The following is a 23,314-nucleotide window of genomic DNA, read 5'->3' as shown; positions in this document are numbered from 1 at the left end:
GGTGCGTCGGGGCCGGTCGCGCAGTTCCCCGCGCCCCTAGGACAGTCGCCGGGGCGTTGGCCGGGGGGTGCCGGTCGTGCCTGCCGATGCATCGATCGTGCGGGTGCGTCGGGGCCGGTCGCGCAGTTCCCCGCGCCCGTCGGGGAATCATCGGGCCCGTCGGCTGCGAGATTGTCGCCTGCGCACGCGTTCCCCGCGTCCCTGGGAGCGGGTCAGGCGCGGGGGTATCTGGTCAGCCAGGCCGGGGAGGAGCCGGCCGGGCCGTGCAGGGCGGGGCCCTGCGTCATCTCCATCGCGAAGTCGTCGGCGAGTTCCAGGACGGTCGGACGGCCCTCCAGCTCGGCCAGCCAGGCCGGCGGGAGGGCCGTCTCGCCGTGCAGGGCGCCCAGCAGGCCGCCGGTGAGGGCGCCGGCCGCGGCCGAGGGGCCACTCTGGTTCACCGCCAGGCACAGCCCGTGCCGTACGTCCTCCCCCACCAGCGCGCAGTACACGGACGCGGCCAGCAGCCCGTCCGCCGTGCCGTCCCCGGCCAGCTCCTCCACCCGGGCCGGGGTGGGCATGCCCTGCCGCACCGCGCCGAGGGCGTGCTGGAGGGCGTCGGAGACGGGCTGGTGCCCGGGGCGGACGGCGAGCAGGGCGAGCGCCCGCTGCACGGCGCCGTCCAGGCTCTCGCCGCGGGCCAGCGCGTGCACGATCACGGCGTACGCGCCCGCCGACAGGTTGGCGATGGGATGCCCGTGGGTCTGGGCCGCGCACTCCACGGCCAGCTGGACGACGAGCTGCGGCTCCCAGCCGACCAGCAGGCCGAAGGGCGCCGAGCGGGCGACCGCCTCGGGGCCGAGCTCCGTGGGGTTCTTGGGCTGCTCCAGGGTGCCCATCGTCTCGTCGCCGAGGCCGATGAGCAGCGCGCGGCTCGGCTCGCGCCGGGCGTACAGCCACTCCTCCCGCGCCAGCCAGCCGTCGTCCTTGCGGCGCTCGTCGGGTCCCCAGTCCCGCTGGGTGGCCGCCCAGCGCAGGTAGGCCCGGTGCAGATCGGTCGGCGGGTGCCAGGCGCCGGTGTCGCGGCGCACCTGGGCGCGGATCAGCCCGTCCACGGTGAACAGGGTGAGCTGGGTGTGGTGGGTGACCGTACCGCGCCGCCCGTGCCCGAAGGCGAGGTCGAGCAGGCCCTCCGGACCGTAGGCCGAGCGGATCTCCTCCAGGGACAGCGCGTCGGCGGGGCCGCCCAGCGCATCACCGACGGCGCCCCCGAGCAGCGTGCCACGCACCCTGCTGCGGAAGTCCTGCTGTTCGGCACGGCCCCAGACGGCGCCGGACGTCGCACTCACCAGATCTCCTCACGACACCGCCCGCCCGTACGACGCTAGGCACTGTAATCGACCGCGAACGGTCCGTTCAGCGGGGCGAACCGTCACCGACGGGTCATTCCCGACCGGCCGTGAGCGCTCCGGGCCCGGGCGCGACCGGGCCGGACCGGCCCGATTGTGGCTCAATGCGCGTGGGAACAGCGGGTGTTCGTCGGGGAGAATCCAGCCATGACCACCACCCCCACCACCGTCACCACCCCCACCGGCCGTACCTCCGGTACCGCCCTTCCGCTGGCCGCGGGCGTCCTCACCGGCATACTCGCCCTCTACATCGCCCTGGTCGCCCTCGGGAACATCACCGATTTCGGGACGAACCAGCAGTTCGTGCGGCACGTGCTCGCGATGGACACGACGTTCAAGGACGACGACCTGATGTGGCGGGCCGTCACGAGCACCGCTCTCCAGGACACCGCGTACGTCCTGATCATCGTGTGGGAGACCGTGGCCGCGCTGGTACTCGTCGCGGGCACCTGGTTCTGGGCGCGGCGGGACCACGACCGCGCACGGCGCCTGTCCACCTACGGTCTGCTGATGCTCGTGCTGCTGTTCGGCGCGGGGTTCATCGCCGTCGGCGGGGAGTGGTTCGCCATGTGGCAGTCGAAGACCTGGAACGGGCTGGACGCGGCGACCCGGGTGTTCCTGCTCAGCGGGGTCGCGCTGATCGTCAACCAGCTGCCGGGCGCCGTGCGCCGCGACGCTAGCTGACCACCGCGACCGTCGTCCCCTTCGCGCCGAAGTCCCACAGCGCCGACCCGTTCTGCTTGTTCAGCCGGACGGCGCCCAGCTTCTTGCCGTTCGCGGGCGGCGGCGAGGCGCCGTCGAGGGCGTTCGAGAAGGCTATGGACACGCCCGACACCTTGTTGAAGTACATGATGTGCTCCACCGCGGTGCCGTCCGAGCCCGTGAGCGACTGGGTACGCAGGGTGATCGAGTAGCTGCCGGGACGCGGGGCCACCGTGCCCGGCCACACCGGGAAGCTGCGGGCGACCTTGCCGGCCGCGTCGACCAGCCACACCCGCTTCTCGCCGAGCGAGTAGACGATCCGGCGGCCCGTGCCCGACCCGGCCGGCAGGGCGGGTACGGCCGGCGTCTTCGGCTTCGCGGACGGGTGGGCGCCCGCCGGCGCCGACGCCGTGGCGCTGGGCCTGGCCGCCGAGGAGGCCGTGGGATGCGGCCCGCGGTCCGCCTGGACGGCAAGGGCGATCACGGCCGCGGTCGCTCCCGCCGTCAGACCGGTGACCCAGGCCCACGAGGGCAGTCGGGCAGCCACGGGTACGCATCTCCTCCGCTACGGGTCCCCCCTTGGGATCGGGGGTCGGATCATCGTACTCAGTCCAGGACGGGCAGCAGATCCGGCAGGTGCCCGTCGGACGCCTCGGCCGCCCGCCGCCGCTCCTCGGGGACCTCTCCGTAGAGCGTGGTGCGCGGCCTGGCGGGGCGGCCCGCGGCCTCGGCGACCGCGACGAGCTCGCGGACCGACTTGTACGAGCCGTAGGAGGAGCCCGCCATGCGGGAGATCGTCTCCTCCATCAGGGTCCCGCCGACGTCGTTCGCGCCGGAGCGGAGCATCTCCGCCGCACCCTCCGTGCCCAGTTTCACCCAGCTCGTCTGGATGTTGGGGATCCAGGGGTGCAGCAGCAGCCGGGCCATCGCGGTCACCGCGCGGTTGTCCCGCATCGAGGGGCCGGGGCGCGCGATGCCCGCCAGGTACACCGGCGCGTTGGTGTGGATGAAGGGGAGGGTGACGAACTCCGTGAAGCCGCCCGTCCGCTGCTGGATCCCGGCGAGCGTGCGCAGGTGGCCGAGCCAGTGGCGGGGCTGGTCCACGTGGCCGTACATCATCGTCGACGACGAGCGGATGCCCAGTTCGTGCGCCGTCGTGATCACGTCGATCCAGGTGGCCGCCGGCAGCTTGCCCTTGGTCAGCACCCAGCGGACCTCGTCGTCCAGGATCTCCGCCGCGGTGCCGGGCACGGAGTCCAGACCGGCCTCCTTGGCGGCGGTCAGCCACTCGCGGACGGACAGGCCCGTCCTCGTCGCGCCGTTCACCACCTCCATCGGCGAGAAGGCGTGCACGTGCATGCCGGGGACACGCTCCTTGACCGCCCTGGCGATGTCGAAGTAGGCCGTGCCGGGCAGGTCGGGGTGGATGCCGCCCTGCATGCAGACCTCGACCGCGCCCACGTCCCACGCCTGCCGGGCGCGGTCCGCGACCTGTTCCAGCGACAGGGTGTAGGCGTCCGCGTCGGTGCGGCGCTGGGCGAAGGCGCAGAAACGGCAGCCGGTGTAGCAGACGTTGGTGAAGTTGATGTTGCGCGTGACGATGTACGTCACGTCGTCGCCGACCGCCGTCCTGCGCACGTCGTCCGCCACCCGGCACAGCGCGTCCAGCGCCGGGCCGTCCGCGTGCAGCAGGGCCAGGGCCTCGGCGTCGGTCAGCCGCGTCGGGTCGTCGGCCGCCGTGCGCAGCGCCTGCCGTACGTCCGTGTCGATGCGCTCCGGTGCCATGCCGGGGGCCGCCGCCTCGCGCAGGGCCTCCCAGTCGCCGTAGACCTCGTCGAAGTCGTCGCGCCGGTCGCGGGTGCGGCCCTCGGTGTCGATGGTGCGGTGCAGGTCCGTGCGGCCGGACGGCACGAAGGCCTCCTCCGGCTCCTGCCACGGCAGACCCCGCGGGAGGGCGCCGGGCAGCGCCAGACCGGTCTCCGGGTCGGCGAGGGCGGCCACGTGCGGGCGTACCCGCGGGTCCAGCCAGGGCTCGCCGCGGCGGACGAACTCCGGGTACACGCACAGGCGTTCGCGCAGCTCGAAACCGGCGGCCGCCGACCTCGCGGCCAGTTCCTCGATCTGCGGCCAGGGGCGCTCGGGGTTGACGTGGTCGATGGTGAGCGGGGAGACCCCGCCCCAGTCGTCGATGCCGGCGCCGATCAGGCGCTCGTACTCGCCGGCCACGAGGTTCGGCGGGGCCTGGAGGCAGGCGCCCGGGCCCATGATGTGCCGGGCGACGGCCACCGTGGCCACCAGGTCGTCGAGTTCGGCGTCCGGCATGCCGCGCATCGCCGTGTCCGGCTTGGCGCGGAAGTTCTGGATGATCAGTTCCTGGATGCCGTGGTGGGCCCGCGCCACCTTGCGCAGCGCGAACACGGACTCCGCGCGCTCCTCGTAGGTCTCCCCGATGCCGATGAGGAGACCGGAGGTGAAGGGGACGGAGGAGCGGCCGGCGTCCTCCAGCACCCGCAGGCGCACGGCCGGTTCCTTGTCCGGGGAGCCGTGGTGCGGGCCGCCGGGCTCGGACCAGAGCCGGGTCGCGGTCGTCTCCAGCATCATGCCCATCGAGGGGGCCACCGGCTTCAGGCGCTGGAAGTCCGTCCACGTCAGCACGCCCGGGTTGAGGTGGGGCAGCAGACCCGTCTCCTCCAGGACGCGGATGGAGATCGCGCGCACGTAGGCGATGGTGTCGTCGTAGCCGTGCGCGTCCAGCCACTCGCGCGCCTCGGGCCAGCGGTCCTCGGGCTTGTCGCCGAGGGTGATGAGGGCTTCCTTGCAGCCGAGCGCGGCACCCTTGCGGGCGATGTCGAGGACGTCGTCGGGGGACATGAACATCCCGTGGCCCGCCCGGCGCAGCTTGCCGGGGACGGTGACGAAGGTGCAGTAGTGGCACTTGTCGCGGCACAGCCGGGTGAGGGGGACGAAGACGCTCTTCGAGTAGGTGATGACGCCCGGCCTGCCCGCCGCGTCGAGTCCCGCGTCCCGCACCCGGGCGGCGGACGCGGCGAGATCGGTCAGGGCATCGCCGCGCGCCTGGAGCAGCACCGCGGCCTCGGCGACGTCGAGGGCGACGCCGTCCCGGGCACGTTTGAGGGCGCGACGCATGGAGTTCTCGGTCGGGCCGGTTCCGGAGGTCGCGGAAGTCGTCATCTCTCGAGCATACGTAGGGGGAAGGGCTGTTCAGCGAGGTCGGGGGTGCCGCCGGGACCGGCGGGCGCGCGCGGCACGCGCCGCGCCGTGCGCCGGCCGGCCCGGTCACAGGAAGGCCGCGTACGCGTCCAGCACCCGCAGGACCTCCGTCTCCCCAGCCGGGGGCAGTTGCAGGACGACCTCCTCGATGCCCAGCGCGGCGTAGTGCGCGAGCTTGCCCGGGGTGGGCAGGACGGCGTACGGGACGACCTGGAGGGCGGCCGGGTCGCGGCCCGCGTCGGCCCATGCGGCGCGCAGGACCGGCAGCGATTCGGACAGCCCGCGGCCGCCGATCGGCAGCCAGCCGTCGGCGTACTCGCCGATGTGCGCGAACAGGGTCGGCCCGGCGGCTCCGCCGACGAGCGTGCGGGGCCCGACGACCGGGCCGCGCGGCTTCTGCGCGGGCTTGGGGTGGGCGCTGCTGGCCCGTACGCTCGCGAACTCGCCGTCGTGGGCGACGGGTTCCTCGGACCACAGCGCGCGCATCAGCGCCATCCGGTCCCGGACCAGTTCGCGCCGGGTGCGCCAGCGCACTCCGTGGTCGGCGGCCTCCTCCACGTTCCAGCCGAATCCGAGGCCGAGGGTGAAGCGCCCGCCGGACAGATGGTCGAGGGTGGCGACCTGCTTGGCGAGGCCGATCGGGTCGTGCTGCGCGACCAGGGTGACGCCGGTGCCGAGGCAGAGACGCTCGGTGACGGCCGCAGCCTGGCCGAGGGCGACGAAGGGGTCGAGGGTACGGCCGTACTCGGGCGGCAGGTCGCCCCCGGCCGGGTAGGGGGTGGCCCGTTCGACGGGGATGTGGGTGTGCTCGGGCAGGTAGAGCCCGGCGTAACCGCGCTGTTCGAGCTCGCGGGCGAGCGCGGTGGGGGTGATGGTCTCGTCCGTGAGGAAGATCGTGACGGCGATACGCATGGGTCATCTGTACCGGGCACGGCCGGAACTGTCCATACCGACTGGTCGGCATTCGGTGTCGGCTGTCCCGTACGTCACCGGGCGCCTACCGTGGACCGGTGACCACCCTGCGCGGCACCCTCGCACCCGGCGCACCGGACTACGTCTACCTCCCCTTCGAAGTCCCGCCCGGTACGGCCGAGTTGCAGGTCTCCTACACCTACGACCGGCCCGCCGTCCCGCCGGGCACCCCCGGCAACGCGCTCGACATCGGACTCTTCGACGAACGCGGCACCGAACTGGGCGGGCGCGGCTTCCGGGGCTGGTCCGGCGGCGCCCGGACGGAGTTCCGGGTGCGGGCCGACGAGGCGACGCCCGGCTATCTGCCCGGCCCGCTGAACCCCGGCACCTGGCACATCGCCCTCGGCCCGTACACGGTCGCGCCCCAGGGGCTGCGCTACGAGGTGACGGTCACGCTCACCGGGGGCGGGCCCGGCCGGACGCCGACGCCCTCGTATCCGCCCGCCCGGGCCGCCGGCCGGGGACGCGACTGGTACCGGGGCGACTGCCACCTGCACTCCTGGCACTCCGACGGCCGGCGCACCCCGGCCGAGATCGCGGCGCTGGCCCGCGCCGCCGGTCTGGACTTCATCAACAGCTCCGACCACAACACCACGGCCGCGCACGCCCACTGGGCCGACGCGGCCGGGGACGACCTGCTGGTGCTGCTCGGCGAGGAGGTCACCACCAGGAACGGTCACGTCCTGGCCCTCGGCACCGATCCGGGCACCTTCGTCGACTGGCGCCACCGGGCCCGGGACCACCGCTGGGCCCGCTTCGCCCGGGAGATCCGCCGCGCCGGCGGGCTGGCCGTACCGGCCCATCCGCACGGCGACTGCGTCGGCTGCGCCTGGAAGTTCGGGTTCGCGGAGGCGGACGCCGTCGAGGTGTGGAACGGGCAGTGGACGCCCGACGACGAGGTGACCCTGGCCGCCTGGGACGCCCGGCTGGTCTCCTCGGCGCGCGCCGACCGGGCCTGGCTGCCCGCCATGGGGGACAGCGACGCCCATCGCGACCCGGACGTGGTCGGCCACCCCCAGACGGTGGTCCTGGCCGAGGACCTGACCCGGGAGGCGATCCTCGAGGGTCTGCGGGCCGGGCGGTCGTACGTGGCCGAGTCGCGGGCCGTCTCCCTGGCCTTCACCGTGACCGCCGAGGGGGGCCGCCGCGCGGGGATCGGCGAGCGGCTGACGGCTCCCGCCGACGCCCCCGTGACGGTACGGCTGGAGGCCCGGGGCGCCCCGCGCTGCTCCGTGCGGCTGGTGACCGACCAGGGCGTGGTGCTCACCGGGGAGCCGCTGCCCGTCGCCGGCGCCGGTGCGGTCGAGTGGCGCACCACCACGGCCCACGCCGCCTACGTGCGGGCGGAGTTGCGGCACGAGGCGGCGGCGGGTCCGCTGCCCGGGGCGATGGCGGCGTTCACCAACCCCGTGTTCCTCAAAGCGGCTTGATCTGGTCCGCCGCCCACTCGGCCCATTCGCGCCGCATCGCCTGGAAGCGCAGTCCGTACTCCAGCGCGATCCGGCCGTAGACCGAGAGGTTGTCGTCGTCCCAGTCGATGGAGTCGTGGAGCTGCCGAAGCTGCTCGTGCCCCTCCTCGGACATCGCGATCAGCTCGGTGAGGTACGCGTGTGCCTGGTCGGGCCGGAGCACGCCGAGGAAGAAGACGCGCAGCAGGATGTCGCTGCGGGTGTTGCGCTGGGGCGCGACCTCGGTGAGCCAGTGGCGCAGCTCCGCCATGCCCTCGTCGGCGATCCGGTACTCCTTGCGGCCGCGCGGGCCTTCGGCGGCCACCGTGATCAGCCCGGAGCCGGCCAGCCTGGTCAGCTCGGTGTAGATCTGGCTCTGGGTCGCCGGCCAGACGTTGGCCAGCGACGTCTCGAACGTCTTCAGCAGGTCGTAGCCGCTGGCGGGACGTTCCGAGAGCAGGCCGAGCAGTGCGTGTCTGAGGCTCATACCTCCACTTTACCTTCCACTGTTGACATGTCGAGACCCGACCTTCTACTTTTGACATGTCGAAAAAGGAATACCGTCGCACCGCAGACCGGAACACCGACCGCTTCCGACCGTCCGGGGGATCTCATGTCGTACCTGCGCACGTTCTTGCCGTGGATCGTCTTCGCCGTCGTCCCCTCGCGGGACTGGCAGTGGGGCGCCCTGGCCGCCCTGGTGGCCGCCGCCGCGCTCATCGCCCTGGAGAAGCGGTCCGGTGCGGGCTTCGACGCGCTGATCATCGAGACCGGTTCGGCCCTCTTCTTCGCCGCCCTCGCCGCCGTCGCCTTCGCCGACCCGCACTCGGGCGTGCACGGCTACTCGGCGGCCCTCTCCTCGGGTTCCCTCGCCGTCATCGCCGGCGTCTCCCTGGCCATCGGCCGGCCGTTCACCCTGGGCATCGCCAAGCGCACCACCCCGCGCGAGTACTGGGGCCTGAAGCCGTTCATCCGGACCAACGTGGTCATCACCGCCGTGTGGACCGCCGCGTTCGCCGTGACCGCCGCCGTCCTCGCCCTGCTGGCCCAGGCCGGGGACGCCCACTCCACCCCCGCCACCCTCGTGCAGATCGCCGGCTTCGCCGTCCCGATGGTGTTCACCGTCCGCTACGTCGCCCACGTCCAGGCGAAGGCCGGCGCCGCCGGGCAGGTGGCCCGGTGACCGCCGCCCCGAAGCACCTCTGCGGCAACTACGCCCCGGTCACCGAGGAACACGGCGACTGGCTGGCCGACGCGGACGCCCTAGGCGGTGCCGCCCCGGGCCGACCGGCGCAGGGCGACGATCTCGGCGACCGCCTCCAGCCAGCGGGCGGCCCGCGTCTCGGCCTCCGGGGTGGTGGCGGTCTGCGCCGCACCGCTCAGCCAGTCACGCAGCACGGCCGCCGGCTCGGGGGACGGCAGCGGCTCGGGCAGCCCGGCGGCGTACGCGAGACCGCCGGAGCGGACGATCTCCGCGACGAAGACCAGCGAGCGGGGCAGCACGCCGAGCCGGTCGAGGGTGACCGCGGCGGCGATCGCGCCGTCGCCGAACAGGGCCGTCCGGAACGCCTCCTCGGTCAGGCCGTAACGGAGCAGCAGGGTGACGTCCGTGCCGGCGAGCACCTCGTCGTCGCTGCGGCTTTCGGGAGCTGGGGACATGAGGGCCTCGGTTCCGGTCCGGGTCAGCGGACGGTGATCGTGAAGACGTAGTAGGCGGCGCGGGCGTTGGGGGTGCCGGTGGCGGTCGGGTACGGCGACGGGGACGCCGTGCCGTCGGGCGTGGGCCCCAGGGTGGACCGGTCGTGCGGGCCGGGTCCGGTGCACGTGTGCAGAGGGCAGTACAGCAGCCGTACGGTCGTCCTGCCCTCGGCGACCGCGGAGAACTCGAAGGAGCGGCTGCCGCCCGTGGCCCCGTCGGCGTCGCTGCCGTCCCCGGAGCTCCGCTCGCCCCGGAACCTCAGCACGGCCGCGTCCGGCCCGGGGTCGGCGAGGTACCAGTTCTGGCCGAGGGTCGCGGCGGACGGGACGGTGAGGGTGATCGCCTCGCCCGGCACCGCGGTGATGGTCCGGTCCCGCGGGCCGTACCGGGACGCGGGGGCGCCCTGGGAGGGGGTGCCCGTGGCCGGTGTCGTGGGGGCGGGGGTGCCGGAGGCAGGAGTGCTCGCGGCGGACGTGCCGTTCCCGCCCCCTGCGCCGCAGCCGGTGAGGGCCAGCAGGCAGACGAGGGCGGCGGAGCCGAGAAGAGTCGGGCGTGCGGTCATGGTCGATCGGTGTTCCTGGGTCTCTCGGTCCGGGTTCGTCGGTCCGGGTCTGTCAGGCCGGGTCCGTCAGTCCTGGGGCAGGTGGACGGCGTACGCGTCGGGCAGGCGGCTGTCGCTGGCCTTCGCCATGCCGCCGTTGACGAAGTCGTCCTCGCTGACCCAGGTGGTCTGGCCCCACGGGTTGTAGATCTCCAGCTTGTCGCCCTCCTGGCCGACGATCATCATGGCGTGGCCGGAGCGCTCGCCCTGGGCGTCGTAGCCCTCGACGCCGATCGGCACCGGCCTGCCCTCCGCCACCGCCTTCTCGATGTCCGGCAGGACGTTGCGCCGGGCGTCCGCGTCCCGGACCTCGTGCAGTTCGTAGGAGCTCCCGGTCTCGGGGCTGATCTCCTTGTTGACGACCTCGGTCTTGCCGTCCTGGCCCATGCCGTTGTAATTGGCGCCGCCGTGCCCCTCCTCGTGCACCCGGTGCTGCTCGTCCACCAGACGGCGCCGGAAGGCCGCCGGATCGTTCTCCTGGCCCGTCGGGCCGCCGGTGAGCGAGAGGGCGTACACCGGGTCGACCATGGCCCGGGCGGTGACGGTGGACGACGCGACACACGTGCCCTCACTGCCGTCGCCGCCCTGGGACCACTGCTGGGTGCCGAAGCTCTGCAGGTCGGTGTTGACGTTGGCGCCGTTGCCCGGGTCGGTGCCCTCGTCCTTGAGGCTGTCCCCCTTGGTGACGATCGGCGACAGGTGCTGCTGCAGCCACGCCGGGTCCTTGCCGTGGATCTTCCCGTCGAACGCCGCGACGTCGTCGACGCCGTGGCCCGCGGCGAGGGCCTTCATCAGGTACGCCTTCTCCTGCGGGGACGAGGCGTGCGCCAGCAGGGTCTCCATCCGGGTCCGGTCGGCCGCCGACAGCCTGTCCATGGCCCGGCCCGAGCGTTCCAGGTCGCCCGCGGTGAGGATCTCGTTGTAGTCGGCGGCGCCGGCCGGGCCGCTGGAGTCGGCGAGCATCAGCCGGTCCACGGCGGACAGTTCACCGGTGTGCATCTTCCCGGCCCGGGCCTCGGCCGCCCACTTGTTCAGGTCGCGGGTGGCGGCACGGACGGCGTCGTCCGCGGCGACGGCCGCCTTGTGCATCAGGTCGACCCCGGCGGCGGCCACGGAACGGGCCGACGCGAGAGCCCTCTTCTCCTCGTCCGTCTCGATCATCCGGTCGAGGAAGCCGTCCTTGCCGCCGAGCTGCTGCTTCGCCTGCCGCATCCTGGAGCGGCCCTCGGTGTCCTGCTTCCGCGCGTCCGCGAGCGCGTCGGCCAGGGCGATCAGCGCCTTGGCGCCGCCCTCGAACGCCTCGGCCATCTTCGTCGCCGCCCGGCCCGCGGCACCCACCGCGTCGGAGGCGAGGACGCCGGTGTCACCCACCCACACCTCCGGCAGCCCCTTGCGGGCCACCTTGTGCACGCGGTCGTGCACGTCCCCGGCCTTGTCCACCTGGCCCCGGTAGCGCTTGCCCAGCGATTCCAGCGTCGCGGTGTCGCCCACCGGCGCGCAGGCGAACAGCGCGCCGTCGATCTGGTCGAGCAGATCGTTCTTGGACCCGGCCTTGGGAATGCTCTCGCACAGCCCGGCCAGCCAGGAGCGGCGGCCGGCGGGGGTGTCCGTGGGCAGCGGGGGCAGCCCGAAGAATCCGGTCATCGATCCGTCCTCAGTACCGCGACAGGGCCGACGGCCGGCCGGCGTGCGCCGGCATCGTGGTGACGTCGTTCCCGGCGGGCGCCGGCATCGTCGTGAGTCCGTCGGCGCCCACCCGTACCGCCTCGGCCCGGGTGCCGACGGCGTGGTCGCCGCCCGTGTACGCGCCCTTGGCGAGGCGCACCTTGCCCGCGAGTTCGTGCAGCGCCGACTCCAGCGTGGCCGCGTCGGTCTCCCAGGCCGCGGCGAAGGCGTTGAACGCCGCCGCCGACTCGGAGCCGCCCAGCGCGTCCTCGGTGTAGCACATGGCGGGGCTGACCGCCGCGCGGATGTGTCCCGCGTCGTCCCCGGCCCCGTCCAGTTCCTTCGCCTGCCCGGACATGCCGGACCTGACCGTGTAGCCGTCCGAAGACGCGCCCATCACGCTCCCCCGTTGCGATAGATCATGGCTGCGGGGGAGGCTAACACGCGTCTTTCGTACGAACGTCCACGTATCACAGGCCCCGCACCGGGCCGACACAGCATCCGCGCCCGGAGAGAGCAGGGGAGTCACCGACATGCCAGGCCGTGCCGAGCTCAAGCACCGCATCGTGACCCGTTTCCAGCGGTACCTCGCCAACCCGGTCAACCGGCGGCTGCCGTTCCAGACGCTCCTGGAGACCACCGGCCGCAGCTCCGGGCTGCCCCGGCGGACCCCGGTCGGCGGGCGCCGGGTCGGCGACTCCTTCTGGCTGGTGTCGGAGTTCGGCACCAAGTCGCAGTACGTGCGCAACATCCAGGCCGACCCGGCGGTCCGCGTCCGCATCGCCGGCCGCTGGCACCGGGGCACCGCCCGCCTCCTGCCCGAGGACGACGCCCGGGCCAGGCTGCGCGCCCTGCCCCGGTTCAACAGCGCGGCGGTGCGGGCGTTCGGCACGGACCTGCTGACGGTGCGGGTGGACCTGGCGGACTGACCGTCAGCCCGGCCAGACGAGGGCCTGCACCTCGCTGTAGGCGTGCAGGGCGTACACGCCGACGTCCCGGCCGACCCCGCTCCTCTTGAAGCCGCCGAACGGCGCCTCCATGTTGCGGCCGACCGTGTTGACGCCGACACCGCCGGCCCGCAGCCGCCGCGCCACCCGGAAGGCCCTGGCCACGTCACCGGACCAGACGTAGTCGACGAGTCCGTAGTCGGAGTCGTTGGCGAGGGCCACCCCCTCCTCCTCGTCGTCGAAGGGGATCACCACGACGACGGGCCCGAAGATCTCCTCCCGGGCCACCCGCATGTCGTTGCCGCAGTCGGCGAGGAGGGTGGGCGCGACGTAGAACCCCCGCGCCAGGGGAGGACGTTCGCCACCGGTGACGACGACCGCCCCTTCCTTGCGGCCGAGTTCCACGTACGACTCCACGCGGGACCGGTGCTCGGCGGAGATCACCGGCCCCACGACGGTGTCCGGCTCCCCGGGGTCACCGACCTTCAGCCGGGCCGCGTATCCGGCCAGTCGCTCCACCAGCCGGTCGTACACCCCACGCTGGGCCAGCACCCGGGTGGGCGCGGTGCAGATCTGCCCGCTGTAGAAGGAGAACGTGGTGCCGATACCGGCGACGGCCGAGCCGAGGTCGGCGTCGTCGAAGACGAGCGCCGCCCCCTTGCCACCCAGCTCCATCAACTGGCGTTTCATGTCCCGTCCGCACACCTCGGCGATGCGCCGGCCGACGGACGTGGAACCGGTGAAGCTGACCATGTCGACGTCGTCGCAGGCCACCGCCGCCTCGCCCACCGCCGTGTCCCGGCCGGAGACGACGTTCACCACGCCCGGCGGCACCCCGGCCGCCTCCAGCGCCTCGGCCATCCGGTAGACCGAGAGCGGGTCCTGCGGCGCGGGCTTGACCACCACCGTGTTCCCCATGGCCAGGGCCGGGGCGACCTTGCCCGCCGGGTTGGCCCACGGGTTGTTGTACGAGGTGACGCAGGTGACCACGCCGACGGGCTGCCGTACCGCCAGGGCGCCCATCACAGCGGCCCCGCCCATCGGCCCCGCCTCGTTGATCTGCGGGAGGACGGCCCACTCGGCGGGCTCCACCGCGGCGTACCGGCGGAAGCGGGCCGCGGCCACCCCGACCTGCATGGCGCGGGCGGTCCCTGCCGTCGCGCCGGTCTCCGCCCGGGCGAGGTCGGCGTACGGCTCCAGGGAGTCCCGGATGACGCCGGCCGCCCGGGCGAGTACCGCCGCCCGCTCCTCCGGCCGGGTCCGCGACCACGGCCCGAACGCCTCGCGGGCCGCCGCGCAGGCCGCCCGCACCTGCTCCGGTGAGGCCTCGGGCGCCCAGCCGACGGTTCCCTCGGTGGCCGGATCGGTCACCGGGTAGTGCCCGCCGTCCGGTTCGGTCCACTCGCCGCCGACGAACAGCCGCTGTCCCTCGCTCACCGGGTGCTCACCGTCCGCGTGTCCCGTCCGGACCGCAGCACCCGGCCCGGCACGGCGCCGGTCACCACGTCGTCCCGGATCGCCTCGACGCCGTTGACCCACACCGCGCGCACCCCGATCGCCCGGGAGTCCAGCCGGGGGCTGTCACCCGGCAGGTCGTGCACCAGCCGGGCCTGCCCCGCGTCGATCCGCTCGGGGTCGAGGAGCACGAGGTCCGCGTGCCAGCCCTCCCGCACCCGCCCCCGCTCGCGGAGCCCGAACAGCCGCGCCGGGTCGTCGGTCAGCATCTTCACGGCCTGTTCCAGACCGGCCAGCTTCCGGCCGCGCAGACAGTCCCCGAGGAACCGGGTGGTGTACGGCGCCCCGCACATCCGGTCCAGGTGGGCGCCCGCGTCGGAGCCGCCCAGCAGCACGTCCTCGTGCTGCCAGGTCTCCGCGCGCAGCGCCCAGGAGGCGGGGTCGTTGTCGCTCGGCATCGGCCACAGCACCGTGCGCAGTCCGTCCTCGGCGCAGATCTCCACCAGGCACGCGAACGGGTCCTGCCCGCGCTCGGCGGCGATGTCCCGGACGACCCGGCCGGTCAGACCGCGGTTCGCCTCGCTGTAGGTGTCCCCGATGACGTACCGGCCGAAGTCCGCGAGTCGCCGGAAGACGCCCGCCTCCTTGGACCGGGCCCGCCGCAGCAGTTCGGCCCGGACCTTTGCGTCCCGCAGCCTCGCGATCCGTTCGGCCACGGGCAGTCCGAGGACCGGCCCCCAGCCGGGGATCAGGTTCAGGGCGCAGAAGGTGCCGAGGGACATGTTCATCGGGGTGAGGATGGGCATGGTCAGGGCGACGATGCGGCCGCCGGCCTTCCGGGCCCGTTCGCTCGCGCCGAGCTGCCGGGGCACGCGCTCCGGGACGGCCGCGTCGACGGTCAGGACGTTCCAGTTCAGGGGCCGCCCGGCGGCCGCGCTCATCTCCACGAGGAGATCGATCTCGGCATCGCTGAACTGGTCCAGGCAGCCGGCGACGATCGCCTCGATCTGCGTGCCCTCGTGCTCCCCGACGGCCCGCGCGAGCGCCAGCAGCTCGGCGGGTTCGGCGTGCCGGGAGGCCACGGGCCGCCCGTCCCCGTCCGAGTGGGTGCTGGACTGGGTGGTGGACAGTCCCCAGGCGCCGGCGTCCATGGCCTCGTGCAGCAGCGCGACCATGGCCTCCAGCTGCCGCCGGCTCGGCTGTCCCCCGACGGCGTCCGGGCCCATGACGTACCGCCGGAGCGCGCAGTGTCCCACCATGAAGCCGGCGTTGACCGCGATCCGCCCGTCGAGGGCGTCCAGGTACTCCCCGAACCCGTGCCAGCTCCACGGGGCGCCCTCCTCCAGGGCCACCAGGGACATGCCCTCCACCTTGGACATCATCCGCCGGGTGTAGTCGGCGTCCTCGGGGCGGTCGGGGTGCAGGGGCGCGAGGGTGAAGCCGCAGTTGCCGGCGGCGACGGTGGTCACGCCGTGGTTGAGGGAGGGGGTGGCGTACGGGTCCCAGAACAGCTGGGCGTCGTAGTGGGTGTGCGGGTCGACGAAGCCGGGGGTGAGGACGAGGCCGTGCGCGTCCTCGGTGGTGCGGGCCTCCCCGGTGACCCTGCCGACGGCGGCGATCCGCCCGTCGCGGATGCCGACGTCGGCGGTGCGGGCGGGGGCGCCGGTGCCGTCGACGACCGTCGCGCCCTTGATGACGTGATCGAACATGGGGCCTCCTTCCCGGCCGGGACCGGCGGCGCTCACACGGCGGCCCGGAACCGCGAGGTCCGGTGCACGGAGTCGGTGTCGATCCGGGGAATCACGTGCTCCCCGATCAGCCGGATCGTCTGCAGCGTCTCCTCCTTCGGCACCCCGACCGGCAGCCCGAAGCTCAGCTGGTCGGCGCCGGCCTGCTCCCAGCGCTTGCACTGGCGCAGCACCTCGTCCGGGTCGCCGCAGATCAGCAGCTCCTCCTCGATGAGCAGCTCCACGAACTCCGGGGTGTACGGGGGCAGCGTCTCCGGCCACACCGGGAACCCCTCGGGCCGCGGGAAGGTGTCGTGGTACCGGAAGACGAGCGAGGGCAGGTAGTGCAGCCCGCCGTTGACGGCGATCTCGATCGCCTCCGCGTGCGTCGGCGCGCAGATCGCGGTCGTCGTCACCATCACGTTGTCGTTGACGAAGTCCCCGATCGGCTCCGCGTCCACGACCGCCGTCTTGTACTGCTCCAGCACCCACTCCATGTCGGAGACCTTCTGGATGCTGAAGCCGAGCACGCCGAGCCCCTTCTTCGCGGCCATCGCGTAGGAGGGCGGCGAGCCGGCCGCGTACCACATCGCCGGGTGCGACTTCCCGTACGGCTTCGGGAGCACCTTCCTCGGCGGGAGCTGCCAGTGCTTGCCCTGGAAGCCCTCGTACTCCTCCTGGAGCCACATCTTGGGGAACTCGGCGACGGTCTCCTCCCAGATCTCCTTGGTGTGGTTCATGTCGGTGATGCCCGGCAGGAAGCCGAGGATCTCGTGGCTGCCCGCGCCCCGGCCGCTGCCGAACTCGAAGCGGCCCTCGCTGAGGTGGTCGAGCATGGCGACCTTCTCGGCGACCTTCACCGGGTGGTTGACCTGGGCGAGCGGGTTGAAGATGCCCGATCCCAGGTGGATCCGCTCGGTCGCGTGGGCGAGGTAGCCGAGGAAGACGTCGTTGGCGGACAGGTGCGAGTACTCCTCCAGGAAGTGGTGCTCGGAGGCCCAGGCGTACTTGAAGCCGGACGCGTCCGCCTGGATGACGTACTCGGTCTCCTCCATCAGCGCCTTGTGCTCGGCGAGCGGGTCGGTCTCGGCACGCTTGCCCACGTATCCCTGTACAAAGAGCCCGAATTCCACGGCGGTTCACCGTCCCAATATTTCTGACGCTCCGTCAGTTCTTGGCTGTCGGCCGACTGTCGCACCGGCCGCCGCGACCGTCAATAGCTGACGGTCAGTCAGATAACGCTGACCCCGGCGAGCCAGCCGCCGTCGATCACGAACGGCTGGCCGGTGATGTACGAGGAGTCGTCCGAGGTGAGGAAGAGGGCGAGCCGGGCCACCTCCTCCGGCTGTCCGACCCGGCCCAGCGGCACGAGCTTGCGGTACAGCTGGTCCAGGGCCCGGCTCATCTCCTCCGGGTCGGCGTCCGGGTCCAGCCGTGCCGGGTTGGACATGGCGGTGTCGATGGCACCGGGACAGATGGCGTTGACCCGGATCCTGCGCGCGGCCAGCTCCAGCGCGGCCACCCGCGTCAGCCCGAGCACCGCGTGCTTGGTCGCCGCGTACGTCCCCACCGCGGCCATGCCCGTCAGCGCCGTGTACGACGCGGTGTTCACGATCGTGCCGCCGTCGTCGAGCTCGGGGGCCACCGTCTTCATGCCCAGGAAGCAGCCGACCTGGTTGACCTGCACGACCTGCATGAACTCGTCCAGCGGGGTGTCCACGAGGGCGTTGAACCGCAGGATGCCCGCGTTGTTGACCAGCCCGTCGAGCCGCCCGTACGCCCGCTTCGCGGCCCGCACCGCGTCCCGCCAGCCCTCCTCCGTACCCACGTCCAGGTGCACGTACAGCGCGTCGATCTCCCCGGCCAGCGCCTCCCCCTGCTCGTCCAGCACGTCGGCGACGACCACCCGGGCACCCTCCGCCCGGAAGAGCCGCGCCTCCTGCTCGCCCTGCCCGCGCGCCGCCCCGGTGACGATGACGACCCGCCCGTCCAGCTTGCCCATGCCGGCTCCTCCCGCTCAGTCCAGCCGGGGCGCGACCTCGGCCCCGAACACGCCGATCTGCTCGATCAGTTCGGCCCGGCTCCGGCTGCGGAACCGCACCTGGATCTGGTCCACGCCCATCGCCCGGTACGCCCGCAGCGACTCGGCGATCTCCTCCGGGGTGCCGGTGAGGGTGCGCCTGCCGACCTCCCAGCCGGCCCGGCCCACGTACAGCGGCTCGGCGATGGCGCCCACGGCGAAGGGCCCCTCGGCGCCGTGCTCGGACCGCAGCGCCCGGATCCGCGCGATCTGCGCGGGCAGCCGCTCCCGCGGGTCCCCTGCGGCAGCCAGCCGTCGCCCTTGAGCGCCGCCCGGCGGACGGCGGCGGGCGACGAGCCGCCCACCCACACGGGCACGGACGGCTGCGCGGGGCGGGGCCGCTGGCCGAGTCCGGCGAAGTCGTGGAACGTGCCGTGGTGCTCGGGGAACTCCTCCGGGCCGAGCGCGGCGCGCAGGGCGTCGATGCTCTCGTCGAGCACGGCACCCCGCCGCGCGAAGTCCACCCCCAGCGCCTCGAACTCCTCCCGCACGTGCCCGGCCCCGACACCGAGGACCAGCCGCCCGCCGGAGAGATGGTCGAGGGTGGCGTACTGCTTGGCGGAGAGCAGCGGGTGGCGCAGTCCGACCACGGCCACATGGCTGAGCAGCCGGACGCGCGCGGTCACGGCGGCGAGATGGGCGAGGGTGGCGACCGGGTCGTACCAGACCGTGCTCATCGCCCCGGCCAGCCGGCGCGGTACGCCCACGTGGTCGCAGACGGCCAGGTAGTCGAACCCGGCGTCCTCCACCGCCCGGGCGACCGCGACCAGGTCCGCCGGTCCGGCCGCGGCCTCCCACGCCTCCGCGTACAGGGTGCTCTGCGACTGGACGGGCAGCTGGATGCCGTACGCGAGCGTCACGCCGACCCCTTCCAGAGCCCGTCCTCGCTCAGCCCCAGCAGCTCGATCGCGTTGCCCCGGACGATCCGCTCGACGACGTCGGCCGGCAGGTGGCCCATCTGCGCCTCGCCGACCTCGCGGGACTTGGGCCAGGTGGAGTCGGAGTGCGGGTAGTCGGTCTCGTACAGGACGTTCCCGACGCCGATGGAGTCCAGGTTCCTCAGCCCGAAGGCGTCGTCGAAGAAGCAGCCGTACACGTGCTCGGCGAACAGCTCCGACGGCGGCCGGCGGACCTTGTCGGCGACCCCGCCCCAGGCCCGGTTCTCCTCCCACACGACGTCGGCGCGTTCGAGGATGTACGGGATCCAGCCGATCTGGCCCTCGGCGTACATCACCCGCAGCCCCGGGAAGCGCTCGAACTTGCCGCTCATCAGCCAGTCCACCATCGAGAAGCAGCAGTTGGCGAAGGTGATGGTGGAGCCGACGGCGGGCGGGGCGTCCGCGGAGGTGGAGGGCATCCGGCTGCTGGAGCCGATGTGCATGGCGACGACCGTGCCGGTCTCGGCGCAGGCGGCGAGGAACGGGTCCCAGTCGTCGGTGTGCACCGAGGGCAGGCCGAGGTGCGGGGGTATCTCGGAGAAGGCGACGGCCCGGACACCGCGCGCGGCGTTGCGCCGCACCTCCTGGGCCGCAAGCCGGGCGTCCCACAGGGGTATGAGGGTGAGCGGCACGAGCCGCCCGCGCGCCTTCGGACCGCACCACTCCTCGACCATCCAGTCGTTGTAGGCGCGCACGCAGAGCAGGGCGAGCTCACGGTCCCGCGCCTCGGTGAAGGTCTGCCCGCAGAAGCGGGGGAAGGTCGGGAAGCACAGGGCGGACTGCACGTGGTTGACGTCCATGTCGGCGAGCCGGGCGGGCACGTCGTACGAACCCGCGCGCATCTGCTGGTAGGTGATGACCTCCAGGCGGATCTCGTCCCGGTCGTAGCCGACGGCGGTGTCGAGGCGGGTGAGCGGACGGTGCAGGTCCTCGTAGACCCACCAGTCGCCGACGGGGCCGTCGGTGCTGCCGGGTTCGCCCATGACGGGCTTGAAGCGCCCGCCCAGGAAGGTCATCTCCTTCAGCGGGGCGCGCACGATCCGGGGCCCCACGTCCAGGTACTTCTTCGGCAGCCGGTCCTGCCAGACGGTGGCGGGCTCCACGGTGTGGTCGTCGACGGAGATGATCAGCGGGAACTGTGTGGTCTCCATGCCGTTCACGGTAGCGCCGATCTGACGACCCGTCAGCTGATGACGAGCGGCCGGCGGATGCGAAGAGGGTGTGAACGCCTTGTGCACCGATGCATACCGGCCTGTGATCGGCGTCTCCCACGGCTGACGCAACTGCCCGGAACAAGGCAAACTGACGGGGTTGTTCATGATGCCGAGGGGGGCGAACGCATGGACGGTGGGCCGCGAGTACCTGAGCAGCGGCGTACCGGCTCCGTGGCCGGGGCCGAGGCCGGCACCGCCACGGAGCCGGACGCGCTGCGCTTCAGCGTGCTCGGTCCGGTGCGGGCCTGGCGCGGCGTGGAGGCGCTGAACACCGGTTCCCCCCAGCAGCGCGCCCTGCTGGCCGCCCTGCTGCTGCGCGAGGGCCGTACGGCGACGGCGGCGGAGCTGATCGACGCGCTGTGGGGCACCGAGCCGCCGTCCCAGGCGCTGGCCGCGCTCCGCACGTACGCCTCCCGGCTGCGCAAGGTGCTGGACCCCGGCGTCCTGGTCAGCGAGTCCGGCGGCTACGCGGTGCGCCGGCTGCGCGAGGGCGCTCTCGACCTGGCCGCGGCCCAGGAGCTGGCCGCGGAGGCGGAGAAGGCACGCGGCGCCGGGGACCTCCGGCACGCCCGTGCGGCCCTCGGCCGGGCCCTGGACCTGTGGGACGGCGAACCGCTCGCGGGCGTGCCCGGACCGTACGCGGAGGCGCAGCGGGCCCGGCTGGAGGAGTGGCGCCTGGGCCTGCTGGAATCCCGCCTGGACATGGACCTGGAGCAGGGCTGCCACGCGGAGGCGGTCTCGGAGCTGACGGCGCTGACCGCCGCCCACCCGCTCCGCGAGCGCCTGCGCGAACTGCTCATGCTGGCCCTGTACCGCGGCGGCCGGCAGGCGGAGGCGCTCGCCGTGTACGCCGACACCCGCCGCCTCCTCGCGGAGGAGCTGGGCGTGGACCCGCGCCCGGGTCTCAGCGAACTCCAGCAGCGCATCCTCCAGGCGGACCCGGTGCTGGCGGAGCCGTCCGCCCCGGCGTCGGAGCCCGCCGCCGCGCCGGTGCGCCCGGCGCAACTTCCTGCTTCTGTACCGGACTTCACCGGACGCGCGGCCTTCGTGACCGAGCTGAGCGAGGTGCTGTCCGCCGCCTCCGAGACCGAGGGCCGGGTGATGGCCGTCTCGGCACTGGCCGGTATCGGCGGCGTCGGCAAGACGACCCTCGCGGTGCACGTGGCCCACCGGGCCCGCGCCGCCTTCCCCGACGGCCAGCTGTACGTCGACCTCCAGGGCGCGGGCCCGCGCCCCGCCGAGCCGGAGACGGTCCTCGGCTCCTTCCTCCGCGCCCTCGGCACGGCCGACTCGGCCGTGCCGGACTCGCTGGAGGAGCGGGCGGCCCTGTACCGCTCGGTGCTGGACGGCCGCCGCGTCCTGGTCCTGCTCGACAACGCGAAGGACGCGGCCCAGGTACGGCCCCTGCTGCCCGGCACGGGGGGCTGCGCGGCCCTCGTCACCTCCCGCGTGCGGATGCTCGACCTGGCCGGCGCGCACCTGGTCGACCTGGACGTGATGTCCCCCGACGAGGCGCTCGCCCTCTTCACCAAGATCGTGGGCGAGGAACGGGTGGCGGCGGAGCGCGAGGCCGCGCTGGACGTGGTGGCGGCCTGCGGCTTCCTGCCCCTGGCGATCCGTATCGCGGCGTCGCGCCTCGCGGCCCGCCGCACCTGGACGGTCTCCGTCCTCGCGGCCAAGCTCGCGGACGAGCGGCGCCGGCTGGACGAGCTCCAGGCGGGCGACCTGGCGGTGAAGGCCACGTTCGAGCTGGGCTACGGCCAGCTGGAGCCGGCCCAGGCGCGCGCGTTCCGCCTGCTCGGCCTGGCCGACGGCCCGGACATCTCCCTGGCCGCCGCGGCCGCGGTCCTGGACCTGCCCGCGGAGGCCACGGAGGACCTGCTGGAGTCCCTGGTCGACACGTCCCTCCTGGAATCGGCGGCTCCCGGCCGCTACCGCTTCCACGACCTGGTCCGCCTCTACGCGCGAGCCTGCGCGGCCCGCGACGAACAGCCGCCGAGCGAACGGGGCGCGGCGATGTCGCGACTGCTGGACCACTACCTGGCGACGGCGGCGCAGGTCTACGCGATGGAGCGCCCCGGTGACCGTACGGTCACCCACCTCGAACACGTGCGGCGGCCGGGCAGCGCCTTCGCCGGCGCCTCGGCGGCGCTGGACTGGCTGCACACCGAGGCCGAACCGCTTCTCGCGTGCGTACAGCAGTCGCTCGAAGCGCCCACCCTGCGGCGGGCCGTCGATCTCCTGCTGACGACCATAGATCTGGCGGAGTCCGGGGCCAGTGCGCGCCGTTACGAGGCGACCGCCGTCGCCGCGCGGGACGCGGCGGCCGCGCTCGGGGACCCGCACGCCGAGACCCGGGCCCGGATCACCCTCGCCCAGGTCCTCAGCCAGTCGGGGCGGTTCGACGAGGCCCGGCTGGAGGCCGAGCACGCGGACGCGCTGAACGAGACCGCCCGGGACCCGTGGACGAGCAGCACGGCACCCAACCAGCTGGGCATCATCGCCAACTGCACGGGCCGGTTCGCGGACGCGGGGACGTATCTGCAGCGGGCCATCGAGGCGTTCCGCGCCGACGGCAACAAGCCGGGCGAGGGAAGTGCCGTGTGCAACCTGTCCCGTTCCCTCGCCTCGATGGGGCGCAGTGGGGAGGCCGTGGAGCTCGCGAAGCGCGGCGTCGACATCTACGACGAACTCGGGATGTCCGTCCGCCTGGCCAACGCGCACTACGCGCTGGGCATCGTGCTCACCCAGGCCGGGTCGCTGTCCGAGGCGTTGGTGCAACTGTCCGAGGCACTGCGGATGTTCACGGACAGCCGGCAGCGCCTGTGGGAGGGGACCACGCACTTTCGCATCGCCCAGGTTCACCTGGTGTCCGAGCGCGCCGCCCTGGCCGCCCAGCACGCCGAACAGGCCCTGGCGATCGGCTGCATCGGCGGGGACTGGATGCGGGCCAACGCCCTGACCATGCTGGGCAGGGCCCTGGAGGCACTCGGGCAGTCCGACCGGGCCCGGGTCTGCTGGCAGGAGGCGCTGTCCCTGTACGAGCAGGCGGGGTCCGTCGAGGCGGCCGAGGTCCGGAGCCTGCTCGCGCCGTTGGCGGCGGCCTGAGAGGCGGCCCCCACAGGGGCGTTCATCGAACGTTTATGACTGCCTGTCACTCTCTAGGAGTCGAGCCGCCGTTCTCGGGGGGCAGGCGGATCGACCGGGCCTCGCGGCTACTCTGAGGCCTCCTGGAACGCCCGTTCGG

General features: G+C 73.4%; 19 protein-coding genes and 1 pseudogene. 5 read left to right on the top strand and 15 right to left on the bottom strand.

Annotated features, from left to right (window positions below; genetic code table 11):
- Positions 1–212: 212 nt before the first annotated feature.
- Positions 213–1,328 (bottom strand): ADP-ribosylglycohydrolase family protein, encoded by a 1,116-nt coding sequence (locus N8I86_RS22095; RefSeq protein WP_073888371.1) that lies wholly within the window; start codon positions 1,326–1,328, stop codon positions 213–215.
- Between the two features lie 207 nt (positions 1,329–1,535).
- On the opposite strand from N8I86_RS22095, the gene N8I86_RS22090 reads away from it, so the two are divergent.
- Positions 1,536–2,072: a DUF2165 domain-containing protein gene (locus N8I86_RS22090; RefSeq protein ID WP_263278524.1), complete on the top strand. Its 537-nt coding sequence runs from the start codon at positions 1,536–1,538 to the stop codon at positions 2,070–2,072.
- Here the strand turns inward: N8I86_RS22090 and N8I86_RS22085 are convergent.
- The 3 genes from N8I86_RS22085 to N8I86_RS22075 all read right to left on the bottom strand — a co-directional run bounded on the left by N8I86_RS22085 (position 2,065) and on the right by N8I86_RS22075 (position 6,233).
- Complete coding sequence (locus tag N8I86_RS22085; RefSeq protein WP_263278523.1) at positions 2,065–2,637, bottom strand: hypothetical protein; 573 nt, start codon at positions 2,635–2,637, stop codon at positions 2,065–2,067. The genes N8I86_RS22090 and N8I86_RS22085 overlap by 8 nt on opposite strands.
- Positions 2,638–2,696: 59 nt before the next feature.
- Positions 2,697–5,282, bottom strand: coding sequence for a bifunctional FO biosynthesis protein CofGH (locus N8I86_RS22080; protein WP_073888367.1), 2,586 nt, complete (start codon positions 5,280–5,282; stop codon positions 2,697–2,699).
- 105 nt (positions 5,283–5,387) lie between these two features.
- Entirely contained in the window at positions 5,388–6,233 is an 846-nt protein-coding gene (locus N8I86_RS22075; RefSeq protein ID WP_263278522.1) for an LLM class F420-dependent oxidoreductase, read from the bottom strand.
- Positions 6,234–6,331: 98 nt separating this feature from the next.
- Between N8I86_RS22075 and N8I86_RS22070 the strand changes: the two genes are divergently transcribed.
- Entirely contained in the window at positions 6,332–7,723 is a 1,392-nt protein-coding gene (locus N8I86_RS22070; protein ID WP_263278521.1) for a CehA/McbA family metallohydrolase, read from the top strand.
- Here the strand turns inward: N8I86_RS22070 and N8I86_RS22065 are convergent.
- A complete protein-coding gene (locus N8I86_RS22065; RefSeq protein ID WP_263278520.1) occupies positions 7,710–8,228 on the bottom strand; it encodes a PadR family transcriptional regulator in 519 nt (172 codons plus the stop codon). The two genes, N8I86_RS22070 and N8I86_RS22065, sit on opposite strands and share 14 nt — an antisense overlap.
- A 126-nt stretch (positions 8,229–8,354) precedes the next feature.
- Between N8I86_RS22065 and N8I86_RS22060 the strand changes: the two genes are divergently transcribed.
- Positions 8,355–8,924 carry a hypothetical protein gene (locus tag N8I86_RS22060; protein ID WP_263278519.1) on the top strand — a complete coding sequence of 190 codons (570 nt, stop codon included), beginning with the start codon at positions 8,355–8,357 and terminating at the stop codon, positions 8,922–8,924.
- A gap of 80 nt (positions 8,925–9,004) precedes the next feature.
- Here the strand turns inward: N8I86_RS22060 and N8I86_RS22055 are convergent, their stop codons facing one another.
- From N8I86_RS22055 to N8I86_RS22040, 4 genes are all read right to left on the bottom strand, one after another.
- A complete protein-coding gene (locus N8I86_RS22055; protein WP_073888359.1) occupies positions 9,005–9,400 on the bottom strand; it encodes a hypothetical protein in 396 nt (131 codons plus the stop codon).
- A 23-nt stretch (positions 9,401–9,423) separates the two neighbouring features.
- Complete coding sequence (locus N8I86_RS22050) at positions 9,424–10,002, bottom strand: protease inhibitor I42 family protein (RefSeq protein ID WP_263278518.1); 579 nt, start codon at positions 10,000–10,002, stop codon at positions 9,424–9,426.
- 66 nt (positions 10,003–10,068) lie between these two features.
- On the bottom strand, positions 10,069–11,685 hold the full coding sequence (locus N8I86_RS22045) for a peptidoglycan-binding protein (RefSeq protein ID WP_123437088.1): 1,617 nt from the start codon (positions 11,683–11,685) through the stop codon (positions 10,069–10,071).
- Positions 11,686–11,695: 10 nt separating this feature from the next.
- Positions 11,696–12,103, bottom strand: coding sequence for a hypothetical protein (locus N8I86_RS22040; RefSeq protein WP_073888355.1), 408 nt, complete (start codon positions 12,101–12,103; stop codon positions 11,696–11,698).
- 136 nt (positions 12,104–12,239) lie between these two features.
- Here N8I86_RS22040 and N8I86_RS22035 point away from each other — a divergent pair, with 136 nt between their 5' ends.
- Positions 12,240–12,635 carry a nitroreductase/quinone reductase family protein gene (locus N8I86_RS22035; protein ID WP_073888353.1) on the top strand — a complete coding sequence of 132 codons (396 nt, stop codon included), beginning with the start codon at positions 12,240–12,242 and terminating at the stop codon, positions 12,633–12,635.
- Positions 12,636–12,638: 3 nt separating this feature from the next.
- On the opposite strand, the gene N8I86_RS22030 is transcribed toward N8I86_RS22035, so the two are convergent.
- The 6 genes and pseudogenes from N8I86_RS22030 to N8I86_RS22005 all read right to left on the bottom strand — a co-directional run bounded on the left by N8I86_RS22030 (position 12,639) and on the right by N8I86_RS22005 (position 20,004).
- Positions 12,639–14,090, bottom strand: a complete 1,452-nt coding sequence (locus tag N8I86_RS22030) for an aldehyde dehydrogenase family protein (protein ID WP_263278517.1) — start codon at positions 14,088–14,090, stop codon at positions 12,639–12,641.
- Positions 14,087–15,817, bottom strand: a complete 1,731-nt coding sequence (locus N8I86_RS22025; protein ID WP_263278516.1) for an N-acyl-D-amino-acid deacylase family protein — start codon at positions 15,815–15,817, stop codon at positions 14,087–14,089. Before N8I86_RS22025 ends, N8I86_RS22030 begins: the two co-directional genes overlap by 4 nt.
- A gap of 32 nt (positions 15,818–15,849) precedes the next feature.
- Positions 15,850–16,968 (bottom strand): LLM class flavin-dependent oxidoreductase, encoded by a 1,119-nt coding sequence (locus N8I86_RS22020; protein ID WP_404830824.1) that lies wholly within the window; start codon positions 16,966–16,968, stop codon positions 15,850–15,852.
- Between the two features lie 98 nt (positions 16,969–17,066).
- Positions 17,067–17,837 carry an SDR family NAD(P)-dependent oxidoreductase gene (locus tag N8I86_RS22015; protein ID WP_263278514.1) on the bottom strand — a complete coding sequence of 257 codons (771 nt, stop codon included), beginning with the start codon at positions 17,835–17,837 and terminating at the stop codon, positions 17,067–17,069.
- Between the two features lie 15 nt (positions 17,838–17,852).
- Positions 17,853–18,775 (bottom strand): annotated as a pseudogene (locus N8I86_RS22010) (LLM class F420-dependent oxidoreductase).
- Positions 18,772–20,004: an amidohydrolase family protein gene (locus N8I86_RS22005; RefSeq protein WP_263278513.1), complete on the bottom strand. Its 1,233-nt coding sequence runs from the start codon at positions 20,002–20,004 to the stop codon at positions 18,772–18,774. Before N8I86_RS22005 ends, N8I86_RS22010 begins: the two are co-directional and overlap by 4 nt.
- A 189-nt stretch (positions 20,005–20,193) precedes the next feature.
- On the opposite strand from N8I86_RS22005, the gene N8I86_RS22000 reads away from it, so the two are divergent.
- A complete protein-coding gene (locus tag N8I86_RS22000; RefSeq protein ID WP_263278512.1) occupies positions 20,194–23,175 on the top strand; it encodes an AfsR/SARP family transcriptional regulator in 2,982 nt (993 codons plus the stop codon).
- Positions 23,176–23,314: the final 139 nt, after the last annotated feature.

It is taken from the genome of Streptomyces albidicamelliae (assembly GCF_025642175.1).
Taxonomy (GTDB): domain Bacteria; phylum Actinomycetota; class Actinomycetes; order Streptomycetales; family Streptomycetaceae; genus Streptomyces; species Streptomyces albidocamelliae.
Note: the sequence above shows the minus strand (reverse complement) of the source record. Positions and strands in the feature narration are given on the sequence as shown.